17 protein-coding genes are annotated in these 19,597 nt (G+C 67.9%); 9 read left to right on the forward strand and 8 right to left on the reverse strand.

Features of this window, described 5'->3' with window-relative positions; translation table 11 throughout:
- Positions 1-102: 102 nt before the first annotated feature.
- Genes P7B02_RS13175 through P7B02_RS13185 form a run of 3 tightly spaced genes read left to right on the forward strand, consistent with a single transcriptional unit; the run spans position 103 to position 1,999 of the window.
- Positions 103-1,215, forward strand: a complete 1,113-nt coding sequence (locus tag P7B02_RS13175) for a flagellar basal body P-ring protein FlgI (RefSeq protein WP_277786809.1) — start codon at positions 103-105, stop codon at positions 1,213-1,215.
- Positions 1,216-1,217: 2 nt separating this feature from the next.
- Positions 1,218-1,562, forward strand: a complete 345-nt coding sequence (locus P7B02_RS13180; protein WP_277786810.1) for a rod-binding protein — start codon at positions 1,218-1,220, stop codon at positions 1,560-1,562.
- Positions 1,559-1,999 carry a flagellar basal body protein gene (locus P7B02_RS13185; RefSeq protein ID WP_277786811.1) on the forward strand — a complete coding sequence of 147 codons (441 nt, stop codon included), beginning with the start codon at positions 1,559-1,561 and terminating at the stop codon, positions 1,997-1,999. Before P7B02_RS13180 ends, P7B02_RS13185 begins: the two co-directional genes overlap by 4 nt.
- 3 nt (positions 2,000-2,002) lie before the next feature.
- Here P7B02_RS13185 and P7B02_RS13190 read toward each other — a convergent pair whose 3' ends face one another.
- Positions 2,003-3,580, reverse strand: coding sequence for an ABC-F family ATP-binding cassette domain-containing protein (locus P7B02_RS13190; protein ID WP_277786812.1), 1,578 nt, complete (start codon positions 3,578-3,580; stop codon positions 2,003-2,005).
- A gap of 186 nt (positions 3,581-3,766) precedes the next feature.
- On the opposite strand from P7B02_RS13190, the gene P7B02_RS13195 reads away from it, so the two are divergent.
- The 3 genes from P7B02_RS13195 to uvrA all read left to right on the forward strand — a co-directional run bounded on the left by P7B02_RS13195 (position 3,767) and on the right by uvrA (position 7,820).
- On the forward strand, positions 3,767-4,033 hold the full coding sequence (locus tag P7B02_RS13195; protein ID WP_277786813.1) for a hypothetical protein: 267 nt from the start codon (positions 3,767-3,769) through the stop codon (positions 4,031-4,033).
- Positions 4,034-4,102: 69 nt separating this feature from the next.
- A complete protein-coding gene (locus P7B02_RS13200; protein ID WP_277786814.1) occupies positions 4,103-4,573 on the forward strand; it encodes a DUF1203 domain-containing protein in 471 nt (156 codons plus the stop codon).
- A gap of 343 nt (positions 4,574-4,916) precedes the next feature.
- Positions 4,917-7,820 (forward strand): excinuclease ABC subunit UvrA, encoded by a 2,904-nt coding sequence (gene uvrA, locus P7B02_RS13205; protein WP_277786815.1) that lies wholly within the window; start codon positions 4,917-4,919, stop codon positions 7,818-7,820.
- Here uvrA and P7B02_RS13210 read toward each other — a convergent pair.
- Positions 7,817-8,707 carry a hypothetical protein gene (locus tag P7B02_RS13210; protein ID WP_277786816.1) on the reverse strand — a complete coding sequence of 297 codons (891 nt, stop codon included), beginning with the start codon at positions 8,705-8,707 and terminating at the stop codon, positions 7,817-7,819. The two genes, uvrA and P7B02_RS13210, sit on opposite strands and share 4 nt — an antisense overlap.
- Before the next feature lie 89 nt (positions 8,708-8,796).
- Complete coding sequence (locus P7B02_RS13215; protein ID WP_277786817.1) at positions 8,797-9,690, reverse strand: hypothetical protein; 894 nt, start codon at positions 9,688-9,690, stop codon at positions 8,797-8,799.
- Positions 9,691-9,830: 140 nt separating this feature from the next.
- On the opposite strand from P7B02_RS13215, the gene P7B02_RS13220 reads away from it, so the two are divergent.
- Positions 9,831-10,442, forward strand: coding sequence for a glutathione S-transferase family protein (locus P7B02_RS13220; RefSeq protein ID WP_277786818.1), 612 nt, complete (start codon positions 9,831-9,833; stop codon positions 10,440-10,442).
- Here P7B02_RS13220 and P7B02_RS13225 read toward each other — a convergent pair.
- Together P7B02_RS13225 and P7B02_RS13230 are read right to left on the reverse strand one after the other, a co-directional pair.
- Positions 10,439-11,350, reverse strand: a complete 912-nt coding sequence (locus P7B02_RS13225) for a hypothetical protein (protein ID WP_277786819.1) — start codon at positions 11,348-11,350, stop codon at positions 10,439-10,441. The genes P7B02_RS13220 and P7B02_RS13225 overlap by 4 nt on opposite strands.
- On the reverse strand, positions 11,350-12,165 hold the full coding sequence (locus P7B02_RS13230; RefSeq protein ID WP_277786820.1) for a hypothetical protein: 816 nt from the start codon (positions 12,163-12,165) through the stop codon (positions 11,350-11,352). Before P7B02_RS13230 ends, P7B02_RS13225 begins: the two co-directional genes overlap by 1 nt.
- A gap of 111 nt (positions 12,166-12,276) precedes the next feature.
- On the opposite strand from P7B02_RS13230, the gene trmFO reads away from it, so the two are divergent.
- Together trmFO and P7B02_RS13245 are read left to right on the forward strand one after the other, a co-directional pair.
- Positions 12,277-13,686, forward strand: coding sequence for a methylenetetrahydrofolate--tRNA-(uracil(54)-C(5))-methyltransferase (FADH(2)-oxidizing) TrmFO (gene trmFO, locus P7B02_RS13235; RefSeq protein WP_277786821.1), 1,410 nt, complete (start codon positions 12,277-12,279; stop codon positions 13,684-13,686).
- Positions 13,687-13,878: 192 nt separating this feature from the next.
- Positions 13,879-15,933: an alpha/beta hydrolase family protein gene (locus tag P7B02_RS13245; RefSeq protein WP_277786822.1), complete on the forward strand. Its 2,055-nt coding sequence runs from the start codon at positions 13,879-13,881 to the stop codon at positions 15,931-15,933.
- A 22-nt stretch (positions 15,934-15,955) separates the two neighbouring features.
- Here P7B02_RS13245 and P7B02_RS13250 read toward each other — a convergent pair whose 3' ends face one another.
- The 3 genes from P7B02_RS13250 to P7B02_RS13260 form a co-directional block, all read right to left on the reverse strand.
- Positions 15,956-16,654, reverse strand: a complete 699-nt coding sequence (locus tag P7B02_RS13250; protein WP_277786823.1) for a squalene/phytoene synthase family protein — start codon at positions 16,652-16,654, stop codon at positions 15,956-15,958.
- 65 nt (positions 16,655-16,719) lie between these two features.
- Positions 16,720-17,349 (reverse strand): urate hydroxylase PuuD, encoded by a 630-nt coding sequence (locus P7B02_RS13255; protein ID WP_277786824.1) that lies wholly within the window; start codon positions 17,347-17,349, stop codon positions 16,720-16,722.
- 148 nt (positions 17,350-17,497) lie between these two features.
- The gene (locus P7B02_RS13260; RefSeq protein ID WP_277786825.1) at positions 17,498-19,540 is read right to left on the reverse strand and encodes a winged helix-turn-helix domain-containing protein; all 2,043 of its coding nucleotides are present in this window, start codon (positions 19,538-19,540) and stop codon (positions 17,498-17,500) included.
- Positions 19,541-19,597: the final 57 nt, after the last annotated feature.

Below are 19,597 nucleotides of genomic sequence, written 5' to 3' on the forward strand. Positions count from 1 at the left end.
GGCGCCGGATACGCGACGCCCCGTTTGGAATCGCCTTGATTCCGTTGGGATTCTTTCTGGCCCGCTTCTGGCATGGCGTCTTCCGAATTCATCGGGATCCCCATGCGTCGTTCATTTTCGCCTCTGTTTGCAGCCGCCCTCGCCGCCATCAGCCTCGCCTTCGCCGGCACGGCTTCCGCCGCCTCGCGGATCAAGGATATCGTCGAGTTCGAAGGCGTCCGTGAGAACGTCCTGATCGGCCAGGGTCTGGTGGTCGGCCTCAACGGCACGGGCGACAACCTGCGCAACTCGCCCATGACCAAGCAGGCCCTGGAGGCCAGCTTCGAGCGGATGGGCATCAACATCCGCGACGCCAACCTGAACTCCAAGAACGCGGCGGCCGTGATCGTCACCGCCAAGCTGCCGCCCTTCGCGGCGCCGGGTTCGGCCGTGGATGTCACCGTCTCGGCGGTGGGCGACGCCAAGAGCCTGATGGGCGGCACCCTGCTGGTCACCTCCCTCGCCGGCGCTGACGGCAAGGTCTACGCCGTCGCCCAGGGCACGGTGCAGACCGGTTCGGTCTCGGCCCAGGGCGCTTCGGGCTCTTCGGTCACCAAGGGCGTGCCGACCTCCGGCCGCATCGCCGGCGGGGCCATCGTCGAAGAAGAGACCGGCTTCCAGCTCGCCAGCATGGGGCAGATGCGCCTGACCCTGCGCAACCCGGACTTCACCACCTCCCGCCAGGTGGCCGACGCCATCAACGCCCGCTTCTTCGGCGCGGCGGTCTCCGAGAACCCGACCATCGTCAGCATCCGTCCGCCGGCCGGCCGCGACCTGATCAGCTTCGTCAGCATGATCGAGAACCTGCCCGTCCAGACCGACGCGCCGGCCCGCGTGATTATCGACGAAGTGTCCGGCGTGATCGTGGTGGGCGAAAACGTCCGCGTCTCCACCGTCGCCATCGCTCAGGGCAACCTGACCATCAGCGTCCAGGAAACCCCGGGCGTCAGCCAGCCGGCGCCCTTCAGCCAGGGCCAGACCGCCGTCGTGCCGCAGAGCAACGTCTCCTTCGAGGAGGAGAAGGGCCGCCAGTTGATCACCCTTCAGGAAGGCGCCTCGCTGACCAGCCTGGTGAACGGCCTTAACGCCCTGGGCGTGACGCCGCGCGACATGATCTCGATCCTGCAGGCCATCAAGGCCGCGGGCGCCATGCAAGCCGACATTCAGGTGATGTGATGATGAGCAGCCTCAACCTCACCGCCGTCGACGCCGCCCTGGCCGGCGCCGCCAAGACTCCGGCCACCGCCGCCGAACTGGCCAAGCGCGGCCAGATCAAAGAGACGGCCCAGTCCTTCGAGGCCTCGTTCCTCACCCAGATGATGGCCCCGATGTTCGAAGGCATCGGCGACGGCGAATTCAACGGCGGCCATGGCGAGCAGATGGTCCGCGGCTTCCTGCTCGAAGCCATGGGCAAGCAGATGGCCCGCTCTGGCGGCGTCGGCCTCGCCGCCAGCGTCGAGCGCGAGATGCTGAAGATGCAAGGCCTGACCGAACACCCCGTCATGGAGACCCCGGCCCAATGAGCAACCCTGACGTCGTCGTCCGCGCCGAGGCGCTGGTGAACCTCACCGAGCGCCTGACCGAGCTGCTGGCTCACCAGGCCAAGGCCTTCGAAAGCCGCCGCCCGCATGAAGCCGCCGACACGATCGAGGAGTCGGCCAAGCTGGCCAACATCTATCGCCATGAGTCGGTGCGCCTGAAGCGCGACCCGTCGGTGCTGAACGGCGCCCCGCCCCCCTTGCGCGCCCGCCTGCTGCGCGCCACCGAGGCCTTCGATTCCGTCCTCGCCCGGCACGGCCGCGCCCTAGAGGCGGCCAAGAGCATCACAGAGGGCCTCGTCCAGGCCATCGCCGCCGAAGTCGCCGCCCAGCGTGGATCGGTCGGGGGCTACGGCTCCAGCGGTGAGCGCAACGCCCCCGCTGACGCCGGCATCGCCATCGCGCTCAACCGCCGGGCCTGACGCTTACAGCTCTACGTTCCGCTCTACGCCCACGGCCCTCAGAAAATCCGGGTCGTGGCTGACGATCAGCATGGCCCCGTCATAGGCGGCCAACGCCATCTCGATGGCGACGATGCTGGCCAGATCCAGGTGGTTGGTCGGCTCGTCCAGGATCAGCAGCTGCGGCGGCTCCGCCCGCGCCAGGACGCAGGCCAGGCCGGCCCGTAGGCGCTCCCCGCCGCTCAGCGTCCCCGCCACCTGATGCGCCGCCGTGTTGCGGAACAGGAACCGCGCCAAGGCGGCATGGGCGTCGTTCTGCGTCGCCGCCGGATTCAAGCGCTGGAAGTTCTGCAGGATCGTCTCGTCGTCCTTCAGCAGCGCGGTCCGCTGGTCCAGCAAGGCCGCGGATCCGCCGCGCGTCACTGTTCCGGCTGTCGGCTCGACCCGGCCCGCCGCCAGTCGCAGCAAGGTCGTCTTGCCCCGCCCGTTGGGACCCGTGATCGCCATACGCTCCGGCCCGGTGATGCGCAGCGACACTCCTTTCAGGATCGGCTCGCCGCCATAGCCGAACGACACATCCTCAAGCGCCAACACCGTCCGCCCCGCCGGCAGGTTGGCGGAGGGCAGGGTGAAGCCCAGCTCGCGCACCTGCTCCACACGCTCTCGGGCGCTCTCCAGCCGCTCGGCCGCCGCCTCACGCTGGCGTTCGGCCAGAGCCTCGCCCCGCGCGCCGCTGTTCTGGGCCCGCTCGGCCATCATGCCCAGAACGATCTTCGGCGTGCCGCCCTTGGCTGCGAAACGCTTGCCGGCGCCGTCGCGGCGGGCCTGCTTCTCCCGCGCCGCCTGGGCCTCCCGCGCCACGCGGTCGCTGTCGCGTTCTGCGGCGGCCAGGTCGCGTTCGGCGGCCGCCTGCTCCTCGGCCTTGCGTTCGGCATAAAGGTCGTAGCCGCCGCCATAGACCTTGGGCCCCAGGCTCGACAGTTCGACGATCCGGTCCATCTGGCGCAGCAGGTCCCGGTCGTGGCTGACCACCAGCGCCCCGCCGCGCCAACCGCGCAGCACCTGGGCGACCAGGGCCCGCCCCTCGGAGTCGAGGTTGTTGGTAGGCTCGTCCAGCAGGATCAGGTCCGGCGCCTCCACCAGCAATCGGGCCAGGGCCGCGCGGGTCGCCTGCCCGCCGCTCAGCGTCGCCGCCGGGCGGGACGGATCGACGCCCTCCAACCCGACCTCAGCAAGGGCCTGCTCCAGCCGTGCCGGCAGGGTCCAGTCGGCGTCGGAGAAGTCGGCCTCATCGCCCTCCCCCGCCTCGATCCGGGCCAGGCACGCGAGGGCTTCCGCCACGCCCAAAAGGTCGGCGACGCTGGCGCCCGGCGGTGGAGCGAGGTTCTGGCGCAGCACGCCGATGCGGCCGCTGACGCCGACATTGCCGACGGACGGCGCGATCTCGCCGGCGATGACGCGCAGCAGCGTCGACTTGCCGACGCCGTTGCGGCCCACAAGCCCCGTGCGCTCGGGCCCGAAGGCCAGCGTCAGGTTTTCAAAAAGCGGCCGGCCGTCAGGCGTGCGGGCGGCGAGATGATCCAGGGTGAGAAAGGCGGACATGGCGACCTTGGGACAGCATGAGGGAAAGGACGGAGCGGTCGTTTCCGGTGCTGATCATGGCCGAGGCCTCCTTCTGGACAGGCGGTGGATATAGGCGCGCGCCTTATCCTCGGCAATCCGCTCGTTGCTTTACCACCAGCTTTGCGGCCCAATGGATTTAACTCCAGGTTGTATTTGGAGCCTCCGATGCCGCGCGTGATCCTCATCGCCCTCGCCTCCGCAATCACCTTGACCGCCGCCCCGGCCCTGGCCCAACCGGCCGGTGCGCCCCGAGGGGGATATTGGGACGCCAACAACTTTCACGAGGATGGTTGGCGGCAGCGCCACGACGACATGCGCAAGCGGATGGAAGCCAAGCGGAAGCCTTCGCCCGCTGTCGGCGCCCAGCGCGCTCGGGAAGAGGCCAAGCGAGCTGAGCTGGCCCGGGCCGTGAAGACGCCGCCCGCCTCCTAGACCGCAAGCTTCGGGTGGGCGCAGGCGGCTACATCCGCGACAGCAGGGTCTCCACAGAAGGAGCCCTTCATGTCCTACGTCGTCACCGGCCTGTCCGCCGAACCTTTCCGCCACCTGTTCAGCCAGTCGGAGGCCGCCCTCGCCGAGGCCGGCGTGATCCGCATGACCGCCGACAAGAAGCCCGGCTTCCCCTGCCGCGTCAGCCTGAAGGACGCCGAGCCGGGCGAGACCTTGCTGCTGCTGAACCACGAATATCTCGACGCCGACACGCCCTATCGCGGCCGCCACGCCATCTTCGTGCGCGAGGCGGACATTCCCGCCGCCCGGTTCAAGGATGAAATCCCCGAACAGCTCCGCGTCCGCCTGCTGTCCGTCCGCGCCTTCGACGTCGCCGGCATGATGCGCGACGCCGAGGTGGTCGAGGGGACTGAGCTGGAATCGCTCATTACTGACCGCTTCTTCGCCGACCCGCAGGTGTCCTTCCTGCAGGTCCACAACGCCCGCCGCGGCTGTTACGCGGCGCAGATCGAGCGAGCTTGAGACAATCAAACTCCGTCTCCCTAGGCCTTGTGCCTAGGGCCCAGAAACTCCGCGTCGGTCTGAGTAGCGAGGCGGCCCCGCTTTTACGAGCGAAGGAGCGCAGCCGTTTCTGAGTCCTCGCCACAAGGGCGAGGAAGACGGTGAAGGAGCGGCGACGGTAGATATGCTCTCACCATCGAAGGCTCGGAGAGCCCTCCGGCCACCCTGCTGACACCGCTGCTGACACTTGCTGTCAGCAGTGCGGCATTTGTTCTCACCTTGTTCTTGTATTAATCAGCCGCCTGAGCACTACATATCGCTGTCGCGCCGCAGCCTCCCCTGCGGCCCTTGCGTTCCGGGACCCATGGCTGAGCAACTGAACTTCATCCGCGTGCGCGGCGCACGTGAGCACAATCTGAAAGACGTCAGCGTCGACATTCCCCGTGGGGAGCTGGTCGTGCTCACCGGCCTGTCGGGTTCGGGCAAGAGCTCCCTCGCCTTCGACACCATCTACGCCGAGGGTCAGCGCCGCTATGTGGAGAGCCTGTCGGCCTACGCCCGCCAGTTCCTGGAGCTGATGAGCAAGCCGGACGTGGACCTGATCGAGGGCCTGTCCCCGGCCATCTCCATCGAGCAGAAGACCACCTCAAAGAACCCCCGCTCCACCGTCGGCACGGTGACGGAGATTCACGACTACATGCGCCTGCTGTGGGCGCGGGTGGGCGTGCCCTATTCCCCGGCCACCGGCCTGCCGATCGAGAGCCAGACCGTCAGCCAGATGGTCGACCGTCTTGCCGCCCTGCCAGATGGCGAGCGCCTGTATCTGCTAGCCCCCGTGGTCCGCGACCGAAAGGGCGAGTACCGCAAGGAGATCGCCGAGTGGCAGAAGGCCGGCTTCCAGCGCCTGAAGATCGACGGCCAGTTCTATCCCATCGAGGACGCCCCGGCCCTCGACAAGAAGTTCAAGCACGACATCGACATCGTCGTGGACCGTCTGGTCACCAAGCCCGGCCTTGAGAGCCGCTACGCCGACTCCATCGAGACCGCCCTGCGCCTGGCCGACGGCATCGCCGTGGCCGAATGGGCCGACACCAAGGAAGGCGAGACCGAACCGCAGCGCCTTCTGTTCTCCGAGCGCTTCGCCTGCCCGGTCAGCGGCTTCACCATCGCCGAGATCGAGCCGCGCCTGTTCTCGTTCAACAATCCGGCGGGCGCCTGCCCGGTCTGCGACGGCCTGGGCGCCAAGCTGGCCTTCGACGCCGATCTGGTGATCCCGGACAAGGACAAGTCCCTGCACAAGGGCGCGGTGGCCCCGTGGTCGCGCGGCCCCTCGCCGCTCTACACCCAGACGCTGCAGGCCCTGTCAAAGCACTACGGCTTCTCGATGGACGAGCCGTGGCACAAGCTGTCGGCCAAGGCCAAGGACGTGGTCCTGCAAGGCTCCGGCGGCGACAAGATCAAGTTCGTCTACGACGACAACGCCCGCAAATACGAGGTGGTGAAGCCCTTCGAGGGCGTGCTGCCGAACCTGGAGCGCCGCTGGCGCGAGACCGACAGCTCGTGGGTCCGCGAGGAGCTGGGCCGCTATCAGTCCGACACTCCATGCGAAGCCTGCGGCGGCGCGCGCCTGAAGCCCGAGGCCCTGGCGGTGAAGATCGTCGGCAAGAACATCTCGGAAGTCTCCGGCCTCGCCATCCGCCCGGCCCGCGACTGGTTCGCCAGCCTGGAAGGCCAGCTCTCCGACAAGAACATGGAGATCGCCCGGCGGATCCTGAAGGAGATCAACGACCGCCTGCGCTTCCTGGTGGACGTGGGCCTCGACTATCTGAACCTGTCGCGCGGCTCCGGCACCCTGTCCGGCGGCGAGAGCCAGCGCATCCGTCTGGCCAGCCAGATCGGCTCGGGCCTGACCGGCGTGCTCTACGTCCTGGACGAGCCGTCCATCGGCCTGCACCAGCGCGACAACACCCGCCTGCTCACCAGCCTCCAGGGCCTGCGCGACCTGGGCAATTCGGTGCTGGTGGTCGAGCATGACGAGGAGGCCATCCTCACCGCCGACTACGTCATCGACATGGGCCCGGCCGCCGGCGTCCATGGCGGCGAGATCGTCGCCCAGGGCAAGCCCGCCGACATCATGTCGAACCCGAAGAGCGTCACCGGCCAGTACCTGACCGGCGAGCGCGAGATCGAGGTGCCGCAGGACCGCCGTCCCATCGGCAAGAAGCGGCTGAAGGTCATTGGCGCCACGGGCAACAACCTGAAGGGCGTCACGGCCGAAATCCCGGTGGGCACCTTCACCTGCATCACCGGGGTGTCCGGCGGCGGCAAGTCCACCTTCACCATCGAGACTCTGTACAAGGCCGCAGCCCGCCGCCTGAACAACGCCAGCGACGCCCCGGCCCCGCACGAGCGGATCGAGGGGTTGGAGAACTTCGACAAGGTCATCGACATCGACCAGAGCCCGATCGGCCGCACCCCGCGCTCGAATCCGGCCACCTATACCGGCGCCTTCGGGCCGATCCGCGACTGGTTCGCCCAGCTGCCGGAGTCCAAGGCTCGCGGCTACGGCCCTGGCCGCTTCAGCTTCAACGTCAAGGGCGGCCGCTGCGAGGCCTGCCAAGGCGACGGCGTCATCAAGATCGAGATGCACTTCCTGCCGGACGTCTATGTCACCTGCGACGTCTGCAAGGGCCAGCGCTACAACCGCGAGACGCTGGAGGTCCTGTTCAAGGGCAAGACCATCGCCGACATCCTCGACATGACCGTCGAGGAGGCCGCCGACTTCTTCAAGGCTGTGCCCCCGATCCGCGACAAGATGGAGACGCTGAAACGCGTCGGCCTCAGCTACATCAAGGTCGGCCAGCAGGCGACGACCCTGTCCGGCGGCGAGGCCCAGCGCGTGAAGCTGTCCAAGGAGCTGTCCCGCCGCGCCACCGGCCGCACCCTCTACATCCTCGACGAGCCCACCACCGGCCTGCACTTCGAGGACACCAAGAAGCTGCTCGAGGTGCTCCACGAACTGGCCGACCAGGGCAACACCGTCGTGGTCATCGAACACAACCTCGACGTCATCAAGACGGCCGACTGGCTAATCGACTTCGGTCCGGAAGGCGGCGACGGCGGCGGCGAGGTCGTGGCCGTCGGCTCTCCGGAAAAGGTCGCCTCCGTAGAGGCCAGCTGGACCGGCCGTTACCTGAAGGACGTCCTCGCCAAACACGAGGAACGCCGCCAGGCCCGCGTGAAAGCCCTGAAGTCGAAGCGGGCCTAAACCGCACCGTCCAGCTGTCCCGCCAGTCGCCGATAGATTTCGGCGGCTGGCGTGATCATGACAATGCAACTGACAACCGAAACCACGGCCGACAGCGGAAGCATGATCATCTGGCTCGGCCGGCCGAACGCCGGCGCGGAGGGGTCAAGGCTGAAGACACGATCGAAAGCTCCAGAGGTTCCACCCAGCAGCGCCTCGACCCCGACCGTCAGCAGCGTGACCACCGCGTAGAGCAGCGCAGAGCTGATGGTGGCCAGAAAGAAGACTCCCAGCAATCGCCACACATGGCCCTTGGTCAGGCGCCATGAGCCCTTCAGAGACACCTTGCGCCGCACAAAGGTGTCCGGGCTGCTGAGCGAAATCCGCAATGAAAGCCAGATGACCAACACGAACATCGCTGCGACGGAGACAGCGACGATCCCCATCAGCGCCCAGCTTGCGCCAAGCGCCGTCGCCCCGAGACCGATGACGACAGCCAAGAGCGCGCTTCCGATGCCGGCGGCGAGGTAGGTTCCAGACAAAGCGGCAAACGCCAGCAAAAGCACCAGAACTTGCCGGCCTTCATCCCGTCCGAGCCGCAGGTACGCCCAGCCACTGTCCTCAGGACGTAAAATCAGCCGGTTCGCCGCTCCGAAGACGATTCCATAGGAGATAGGGAAGTACAGGCCGTAGAACGCCAACAGTGGAAACGCCTCCGCAGGCAACCCCGGGCTACCCGCTGAAACGGCGCCAAGCGCAAGCAAGGACGGGCGAAAGAAGACATCCGCCACGACTTGCATCACCAGCATTTCGGCGAGCTGGATCACCGACCAGATCAGAACCAGGCGTGGGTGGCGGCGGGCCAACGACCAGCCGATCAGCCCTGTCCCCTTTATCGGGAACGTCATGGCGCGCACTCTATTTGTTCTTCACTCTAAAGTAGTTTCACGCCGACCCCATATGGTCAAGCTTCGTACTTGCCGAATCTAAGCCCGGCCTAGGAAGCCTCAGACTCGGGCGCCTTCTCCGCCGTCAGCTGTCGGTAGATCTCCGCCGCCGGGGCGACGGTGATGAAGCTGGTCACCGTGGTCATCAGCGCGGTGACGATCTCCAGGGTCAGGGGCAATGGGCGGAGGACCTCCGCTGCGCCGACCGGCATCGTGTTGAACATGGATATGAGGCCACCGAACCCGCCGCCCGCGAAGAAGGCGATCACCGCCGTCAGAACCATGACGACGATGTAGATCAAGGTCACCGCCACCGCCGCCAGCAGGTACGCCCCAAACATCGGCCAAAACCGGCCCTTGGTCATGCTCCAGGAGTCGAACAGCTCCACCCTGCCCTGGACGAAGGTGATGGGCATGGCGAGCGACAATCGAACGCCGACGAACACCATGGCACCTACGGTCGCCAGGACTAGCGCCACGATGACGGCTAGACTCCATGCGGACGGACGCCCGCCGACCGTGCCGCCAAAGCCCACGGCCAGCAGGGCCATGAACAACAGGAAATAGACGCCCAGCAGCATCAGGGTGAACGCCAGCAACACGCCCGCCTGTCGCAACTCCTGGCCGCCAAGGCGCAGATAGAACGCCCGGTCGTCCTCCGGCGTCAGCACAGCCCGGATCATGGCGGTATAGCCGATGGTCCAGACGGCGAAGAACAGCACCGCGCAGACCGCGAACCAGGGGAACAGCCTGAAGATTTCCATAGGCGCGGCCTGCTTGGTCTCCATCGCCAGCATGACCGGGCCGGCGATCTGAGCGTTGAGCGCCGCGATGAAGATGCTGAACGCAGCATAGAACACGGCCCAGGCGATGATCGGCTTGGGCCGCCGCCCCATCACTTCGAAAGCCTTCACCGCCGCGTCCGAGGTCGAGAAGTGCGCCACCACAGGCTCCCGCAAATCAATTCAAGGCCAAGTCGTCGCAAGGGCCGGCTGCGCGGTCAAGCAGCCCTTGCCTCGCCCCGGACGCGCCCTCTAACGTCCGTTTGAACCGCCGGTCAGAGCGGTCATGGAGGACACGCCCGATGAAGTTCTACGGCGAGAACAACCCCGCCCCCAATCCGCGCCGCGTGCGCATCTTCCTGGCCGAAAAGGACGTGGACCTGCCCCAGATCCGGGTGGACATGCGCAAGGGCGAGCACAAGTCGCCGGAGCACAAGGCCCGCAACAGCCTGGGCCAGCTGCCGACCCTGGAGCTGGATGACGGGACCATGCTGTCCGAAAGCGTCTCCATCTGCCGCTACCTGGAGAGCCTGCACCCCGAGCCGCCCCTGTTCGGCCGCACGGGTCTGGAGCAGGCGCAGATCGACATGTGGATCCGCCGGGTGGAGTTTCAGCTGCTGATCCCCACCGGCATGTTCTGGCGCCACGCCCACCCGTTCACGGCGCACCTGCTGGAGCAGAACACCACCTTTGGCGAGTCCAACCGCCCCCTGGTGGAGCGGGCGCTGAAGTGGCTGGACCGCGAGCTGGCGGGCAAGACCTGGATCGCGGGCGAGGCCTATTCCATGGCCGACATCGTCGCCCTGACCACGGTGGACTTCGCCGCCTTCATCGGGCTGGAGCCGCCGGAGGGTCTGACCAACCTCGCCGCCTGGCGGGCGCGGGCCACGGCCCGGCCCAGCGCGGCCGCTTAAGACTCGGCCTTCGCCGCCTCGCGCTCCTCGGTCACGGCCCAGATCACCCGATAGGCATGGGCCGAGGGCCCGTAGAGCAGAGCGTTCTGAAGCGCGCCCACCGCCGCGCTCAGCAGCAGCCAGGTCAGGCTCAGCGGGTTCAGGTAGCTGGCCAGTGTCGGGGTGTTGTCGTTGAACCCCTGCAGCATCTCGCGCAGGTTTCCGCCCGAGGCGATCGCCGCCACCGCCAGGGCGATGATGAAGATCGTCAGGATGACCACCGCCGTGATCGCGAAGGTCAGGACCTTCATCCCCAGCAGCGGCCAGAACCAGCCCCGCGTCAGGCGCCAGGAGTCGCGGAAGCTCATGCGCCCCCGGTCGAAGGTCATGGGCAGGGCCAGGGTCAGGCGCACCCAGCAGAAGATGAAGATGAAGAACACGCCAAGCCCGATGAGCACGGCCATCAGACCCAGCGCCGGCCCGGTCAGGGTGGCCAGGCTGTAGACGATGCTGGCGCCTAGACTGACCACGAAGGTCAGGCCCACGAAGATCAGGCCGTAAAGGACCACCGCGCCGGCCGTGCGCAACTCCTCCCGGCCCACGCGCAGATAGCCCCAGCGGTCCTCATGGAAGTCGTCGCTCCTCAGGACCGCGCGGTAGACGCCGTTCAGGTAGACCGAGATGATCGCCAAGCCCAGCAACAGGCTGATCAGCGCGTCACGCATCAGCTCCAGCGTCAGGGTGGCGTTGGCCGGATCGACATCGCCGCCGGCCCGCGCCAGCGAGCCGCTGAGCAGCACCGCCGTCAGCACGCCCACCGCGATGGTTGTCAGGAACGACGCCCCCGCCCAGATCAGCACCGCGCGCGGGTGATGCCGGGCGAGGCGGAAACCTTCGAACGCTGCATCGGAGGCCGAGAATTTCGACATCAGGCGGCGGCTCCAGGGTTAGGCGCCAGGCGGCGATAGATGTGGGATACAAGGCCCACGGTGATCGGCAGATAGAACACCACCGCCACCGCGCTGCCGGCGGCGTTGAGCCATATACGGCTGGCGGCGGGATCCGGACGCCCCTCCGCGACGAGGGTCGCGATCACCGTGACCAACAGCACGGGCGCGCTGACCACCAGATAGGCGACGAAGATGCGAAATGCGTTGCCCTTGGTCAGATCCCAAGTGCTGATCAGGCGCACCTTGCCTTCCGCCGCGGTGGCCGGCAGGGACAAGCTCAGGCGGATCGACATCCAGGCCAGAAGGAAGGCGGCGATGAAGATCACGAAGGTCATGGCCGCGCTGCCCCCCGGCCCCATGGCCTGCACGATCGCCTCGGGCGAGGAGTAATCGGCCATGCCGCCCCGTGAGGCGAAACCCACCGTGATCGCGGCCAGCAGGATGACGCCCACCGCGATGACGATGGCGAACAGCACCACCAGAAGGATCAGGGTCGTGGCGAGCCGCCCCTCCATCGGGGTCCATTGCAGGCCGGCCATGATCGGTGACCTGGGTGTTGGCGGCGCACCCAAGCGGTCGGCGAAGGCCACGCGGAACAGCGCGCCCTGAGCCATCAGCGTGGCGACGACATAGACGCCGTAAGCCACGCCCATGACAGGCGACTTGCTCACCGAATAGACGATCAGAGCCAGGGCCGCGACGCCCAGCGCGCCGGCCGCGTGACGCCAGGAATGGCTCCAGAAACGAACCGCCTCGCCGACGGCTTCACCAATGTTCAGGCGCTGGTGCGCCATGGGAAAATCCTTCTACAGCCAAGCCTTGGCCATCCCTCCTGCCTTACCGTGTCGCCTCGCCGATAGCGAGGGCGCTTTCGTCGCGGCGCCCTTGGGCTTAAAGAGCGCGCCATGACCACCAAGCCCATCCATGTCGTCGGGGGCGGCCTCGCCGGCTCCGAAGCCGCCTGGCAGATCGCCCAGGCCGGCGTTCCCGTCGTTCTCCACGAGATGCGCGGGGCCCTGCGCTCAAGCAGCGAAGCGGTAGCGGAAAAGATCACGACTGATGCTCACCAGACCGACGGTCTGGCCGAGCTCGTCTGCTCCAACTCCTTCCGTTCGGACGACTGGGAGTTCAACGCCGTCGGCCTGCTGCACGCCGAAATGCGCCGCTGCGATTCGATCATCATGGGCTGCGGCGACGCGCACCAGGTGCCCGCCGGCGGCGCCCTGGCCGTGGACCGCGACGGCTTCTCCGACGCGGTGACCAAGCGCCTGACCGATCACCCCCTGGTCAGCATCGTCCGCGAGGAGATCGCCGGCCTGCCGCCCGAGGAGTGGGAGAGCGTGGTGGTCGCCACCGGTCCCCTCACATCCCCCGCCTTGGCCCAGGCGATCCTGGACGCCACCGGCGAGGGCCAGCTGTCCTTCTTCGACGCCATCGCGCCCATCGTGCATCTGGAGAGCGTCGACATGTCCAAGGCGTGGCGCCAGTCGCGCTACGACAAGGAAGGCCCCGGCGGCGACGCGGCCGCCTACATCAACTGCCCCATGGACAAGGACCAGTACGAGGCGTTCATCGACGCCCTGCTGGCCGGCCCCAAGGCCGAGTTCAAGGACTGGGAGAACGTCCCCTATTTCGACGGCTGCCTGCCCATCGAGGTTATGGCCGAGCGCGGCCGCGAGACCCTGCGCCACGGCCCCATGAAGCCGGTCGGCCTGACCAACGCCCACAACCCGACGGTGAAGGCCTACGCCATCGTCCAGCTGCGCCAGGACAACGCCCTGGGCACCCTGTGGAACATGGTCGGCTTCCAGACCAAGCTGAGGCACGGCGTCCAGGCCGATGTCTTCCGCATGATCCCGGGTTTGGAGAACGCCCAGTTCGCCCGCCTGGGCGGCCTGCACCGCAACACCTTCATCAACAGCCCGCGCCTGCTGGACGACCAGCTGCGCCTGAAGGTCCGGCCGAACCTGCGCTTCGCCGGCCAGGTCACCGGGGTCGAGGGCTATGTGGAAAGCGCCGCCGTCGGCCTGCTGGCTGGCCGCTTCGCCGCCGCCGAGGCGCTGGGCAAGCCCCTGACGCCGCCGCCGCCGACCACCGCCCTGGGCGCCCTGATCGCCCACATCACCGGCGGCCACCTTGAAGGCGGCTCCGGCTCCTTCCAGCCCATGAACATCAACTACGGCCTGCTGCCGCCCATGGAGGCCCCCAAGGTCGACGGCGACGGCAGGAAGGTCCCGGTCAAGGAACGCGGCCGCGCCAAGAAGCGCCTGATGAGCGTGCGGGCGTTGGCGGATCTGGAAGGCTGGCTGGGCTGATTTTCTCCTCCCCTGTAGCGAAGCGTACGGGGGAGGTGGCGCGGCGCGCAGCGCCGTGACGGAGGGGGCGTCAGCTTCCTCAGAGCCCAGTCACGCCCCCTCCACCGCTTCGCGGTCCCCCTCCCCCGTTGCACGAGGGAGGAGAAGGAGTACGGTGCCGGCCCGCTGTTACACAGTTACGCCGGAACACCCATGACGCTCATCGCACGCCTGGCCGCCGCCTCCGCCCTCACCGCCACCCTGGCCCTGGCGGCCGGCGCGGTTCAGGCCCGTCCGTTCACGCCGCAGGACATGGCGACCGCCGCCCGCATCGGCGCGCCGCAGATTTCGCCGGACGGGCGCTACGCCCTCTACGGCCTGCGCACGGTGGACTACGCGGCGAACCGGGGCGTCAACGCCATCTGGGTCATCGACCTGAAGGCCAAGGGCGCGGCGCCGCGCCGGCTGAAGGCCTCTGACGGCGGGGCCGCGGCCGCCCGCTGGTCGCCGGACGGCAAGGCGATCTACTTCAACTCCTCGCGCGGCGGCTCGGCCCAGGTGTGGCGCACCGACCTGACCGGCGATGCGGCGGTCCAGGTGACCAGCGCCCCGTTCGACGTCGGCGCCTTCCGCGTGTCTCCCAACGGCAAGACGGTGGTCATCTCCCAGGCGGTCTTCCCCGACTGTCCGACCCTGGCCTGCACCAAGGAGCGCCTGACCAAGACCACCAAGGCCAGCGGCGCGGTCCACGACAAGCTGTTTGTCCGCCACTGGGACGAATGGGCCGACGGCCGCCGCAACCACCTCTACGCCCTCACCCTCGGCGCCGACGGCGTGGCGTCGGGCGAGCCGGTGGCGATCACCAAGGGCTTCGACGGCGACATCCCCACCAAGCCATACGGCGACGAGGCGGACTTCAACTTCACCCCCGACAGCAAGGCGGTGTCCTTCTCCGCCAAGCTGGCAGGCAAGGACGAACCCTGGACCACCAATTACGATCTGTGGCTGACCCCGGTGGACGGCTCGGCCGCCCCCGTGAACCGCACGCCCGGCAACAAGGCCTGGGACGCCGGCCCGGTCTTCTCGCCCGACGGCAAGTTCGGCGCCTATCGCGCCATGAAGCGCCCGGGGTTCGAGGCTGACCGCTACGGCATCATCGTCCGCGACGCCCAAGGCAAGGACCGCGAGATCGCCCCGGCCTGGGACCGCTCGGCCGACACGGTCGTGTGGAGCAGGGACGGCAAGACCATCTACACCACCGCCGGCGACATCGGTCAGACGCGCCTGTTCGCCATCGACGTGGCCACCGGCAAGGTCACACCCCTCACCGGCAAGGGCCACGTCGGCGCCTTCGACGTCAGCGGCGACAGCATCGTCTACGCCCAGGACACCCTGGACAGCCCCGCCCGCCTCTACCGCATGGACCTGAAGGGCAAGAACGTCGTCGAGCTGGTCAACGCCAACCCACAGCTCGCTGAGGTCCAATGGGGCGCCTATGACCAGTTCGAGTTCCCCGGCTGGAACAACGAGACCGTCCGCGGCTACCTCGTCAAACCGGCCAATTTCGACGCCGCCAAAAAGTACCCGGTCGCCTTCCTGATCCACGGCGGGCCGCAGGGGTCGTTCGGCAACCTGTTCCACTACCGCTGGAACGCCCAGGCCTATGCGGCGCGCGGCTACGCCGTGGTGATGATCGATTTCCACGGCTCCACCGGCTACGGCCAGGGCTTCACCGACGCCATCAGCCAGCACTGGGGCGACCGCCCGCTGGAGGACCTGCAGAAGGGCTGGGCCTTCGCGCAGCAGAAGTACCCGTTCCTGGACGGCGGCCGCGCCTGCGCGCTCGGCGGCTCCTACGGCGGCTTCATGGTCAACTGGATCGCCAGCCAGTGGAAGGAGCCGTGGAAGTGCCTCGTCAATCACGACGGCCTCTTCGACACCCGCTTCATGGCCTACTCCACCGAGGAGCTGTGGTTCACCGAGTGGGAGAACGGCGGCATGCCCTACATGCCCAACACCACCTACGCGGCGTTCAACCCGGCCGATCACGTGGGCAAGTGGTCCAAGCCCATGCTGGTCGTCCACGGCCAGAACGACTTCCGCGTCCCGCTGGAGCAGGGCCTGTCCACCTTCACCGCCCTGCAGCGCCAGGGGATCGAGAGCAAGTTCCTCTACTTCCCCGACGAGAACCACTGGGTCCTGAAGCCGCAGAACGTGGTCCAGTGGCACGACGAGGTGCTGGGCTGGCTGGACAAGTGGGCGAAGTAGGCGAAGTAGGCGAAGTAGGCGCTCAGATGCGCCCGGTCATCACCGCGAGGGTCACCCGCGCCCGCTTCTCGAAATCGGTAGGCGCGCGGGCCTTCACATAGCCCGCCGCCAGGGCCGCATAGGCCGCCGCCGGGAACGCCCCGACGGGCAGGTCCTTCAACTGACGGCGCGCGTCCTTCAACGCCGCCGCGACTTCCGTCTTCGCGTCCGCCTCGGGCCACAGCCGCCCCAGGCGATGCAGTCCCGAAATCCCGAAGGCCCGCGCCGCGCCTTTGACGGCATGGGGGTCAGCCTCAGGATCGAGACGGATGGCCGCCAGCATCATCACCGCGCCCGCCGTGGCGTCGATATAGGCCAGGCCCTGGTCGCGGTTCTCCGGCGGCGGGTCAAGATCGGCCAGGCGCGCCTCGGCCATGTCCACCAGCGGGCCATAGGGGATGCGGGCCTTGGCGATGGCCTCCACCACCGGATGACGGCGCGGGGTCTTGCCGGCCAGCAGCTCCTCCATAGCCTCGCGCCACCAGGTCAGGCGGATCTCGCCCATCAGGGCGTCGCGCACGCCGCCGGCCACCCGGGCCAGTTCGTAGTTGTAGGCGTAGAGGGCGATCACCGCCGCCCGCGCCGTCTCGTCGGCGATGAAGCGGGTCGACAGCCATCGGTCCGGGTCCACGCGGCGGATGGTGGCGTCGAGGTCGTCCAGGGGCGGCGTCGGGTTGGTCATCGCTCAAAGAAAAAGGCCCGCTCGGTGCGAGCGGGCCCTTCCCTACACGATTTGCGCCGCGGCGCTTAGCCGAAGAGCGTCTGGTTCATGGTCATGGTGACCAGCATCGGGATCGACAGCAGCAGGTTGGTGCGGCTGAACAGCATGGCGGTCCTGGCCGCCTTCGCTTTGGCGTCCGCGTCGGCCTCGACGATGCCCAGGGCGATCTTCTGGTTCGGCCAGATGAACACCCACACGTTCAGGAACATGATGATGGCCAGCCACATGCCGGTGCCGATCATCGAATAGGCCGCGTCGCCGCCCGGACCGGTGACATAGCCGCCGGCGAAGCCCAGGGTCAGGGTCTCGTGCAGGTAGCCCATGCCGCGCGAGGCCGCGATGGCCAGGCCCATGACCACCGTCAGCAGCGCCGCCCAGCGGAACCAGAACAGCGCCTCGGGCGCGATGTGCCTGGACACGGCCGGCTTCAGCTCGGCCGGGATGTTCGGCATCACCCGGATCTGGACGAAGTTGAAATAGTACAGCAGCCCGATCCACAGGATGCCGAAGAACACGTGCAGCCAGCGGAACACCGCCTGCCAGAAGATCGCGTCCCAACCGCCCGGCGCGTGCGCGCCGTAGCCGGCGATCATCACCAGCGCGAGCGCGAAACTCAGAATGATCGTGTTGCGGAAATTAGAAAGCAGCCCAGCCATGGTTTCCTCCCTCATCAGCTCCAGGGCGTGATGTCCGCTGAAACCGGCCCCCCGTCTTCAGCCGCCACGCCCAAGGCCCAGCTTGACGCTCAGGTATAGGCTGCTTCGCGAGGCCCGCAAGGCAAGCGCGCGGAACCGTGAACAGCGGTCAGCGAGCCAGGCTGACCACCGCGATGTCGCGAACCTCCTCGCCATTGTTGGCGTAGACGAAGCTGTCGTCGCGCGGATCGACAGAGACGTCCGAGGTCCAGGAGACGTTTGAAAGGCGCCGCAACTCCTGCTCCTCCCCAACCCACGGCTTGAAGCGCAAGCCCGCCCGGCGGCCGGCGTTGCTGAGGAAATAGACGCCGTTGCGGCCGACGACCCAGTACGGATCCTGCATCCTGAAACCCGGAATGGCTTCGCGCTTGCCGCCGCCAGGCGTCATCACCCACAGGCGACGGTCGCCGCGTCCCCAGCCATAGAGCCGTCCGTCGGGGGCGGTGCGCAGAACCTGCCACTCGCCGGCGCCGGGCTCCGGCCGCACCGATCCGTTCGCCTCGACCCGCATGACCCGCGAGCCTTCCGGCGTGGTGGTCACATAGCGGATGGTCCAGTCGCCGCCCCAGGCCGGCGAATGCTTTGGCGTCCCGTTGTTGGTCAGGCGGCGGAGACCGGAGCCGTCGCGGCCGATCTCGTACAGGTCCGAAGCGCCGCGCTCCACCGCGATGAAGACGATGCGGGCGCCGTCCGGGGACCAGCGCGGCTGGTACAGGGAGCCGCCTTCCCGACGGGTCAGGCGCACGGCGCGGCCGCCGGAAGGCGCCATCCACAGTTCCGGCGTTCCGCTGCGGCTGGAGACAAAGGCCGTCGCGCCGTCGCGCGCCACGTCCGGATCGGCGTCCATGCCCTCGGCCGGGTCCACAGGCTCGGAGCCCGCCGCGCGGGCCGCCTCGATGCGGGCGCGCTGGTTATGGATCTCCACTGCGATGTGGTCGTTGTCGTCGGCGCTCATCCGACCAAAGGCCATCAATCCAACGCTCAGCCGACGGGGCTCCGCGCGGCTCTTCACGTCGATCACCCACAGCCCCTTGTCACCGCCGCGGTTGGAGCTGAACACCACCTGCCGCCCGTCCCTGGTCCAGGTCATGCCGTGAATGGCGTTCCCATCGCTCAGCAAGGGCCACTCGCGGCCGCTATCGACCTCCTGGATCATCATCTCGTCTACGCCGACGCTCTTGATCCGGCGGAACAGCACGCGCCGGCCGTCGGGCGAGACGAAGGGATCCTGGTCAGCCAGGCCTTCGCTGGGCTGCGAAAGATCGCGGGTCTGGCCGGTGTCGACGTCCATGGCGCGGATGCGCCGGGGCGTCCGCGGCGCCTCGCGGTCGGCATAGAGCAGGGTCTTCTCGTCCAGCCATGACAGGCCGGTGCCGGCATCGGTCACGCAGCGGCCGACCTCGCGCGGCCGACCGCCGGGAACGCTCATCACCATCACCCGGCAGCGCAGTTCGGCGTCTGGCCGGTCCATGGACGAATGGCTGACCACATAGGCCAGGCGATCCCCCTTGGGCGACCAGGCGGGGGAGTACTCGTCCATCTCCGGCGTGTCGGTCAGGCGGACGGGCGCGCCGTCGCGGGTGGAGCGCATGTAGAGGTCGATGGTTTCCGCCCCCGCTGAATAGACCACCGTCCCGCCGTCGGGCGACAGGGCCGGCCGCAGGGTGGGCAAGGGTTCGCCCGTGAGAATCTGCAGCGACTTCACCGCCGTCACGGCCTGGGGCGGGCGCAGCATCCAGGCCAGCCCCCCGGCGACGCAGATCGCCAGCAGCACGCCGGCGGCCAGCCAGCGCAGCGCGCCTTGCGGCAGCCCAGCCTCGGCCGCCGGCCTGACCGGCGCCGTCTCCAGCACCCGCAGGCGGTAGCCGACCTTCGGCACCGCCTCGACCACCAGGCGCGGGTCTGGCTGAAGCGCCTTGCGCAGCCGGCTGACGCAGCGGTTCAGCGCGTCTTCCGAAATGACCCGGCCCTGCCAGCAGATGTCGATGATTTCGTCACGACCGACCGCGCCCCCGCCGGCCTTGGCCAGGACAACGAGGAGCTGCATCACCTTATGCTCGACCTGCCAGGAGCCGCCGGGGCCGACCAACTGCAGCGAAGCAGGCCGCACATTGAGGGCGGAAAGGTCGAACGGACGTTCCTGTGCGAGCACGATGCCGCTGAAACGCGGTGTTATCGTGGAATATTCGTTCAACTAGCCCGACCCACC

It is taken from the genome of Caulobacter segnis (assembly GCF_029543125.1).
GTDB classification, from domain to species: domain Bacteria; phylum Pseudomonadota; class Alphaproteobacteria; order Caulobacterales; family Caulobacteraceae; genus Caulobacter; species Caulobacter segnis_D.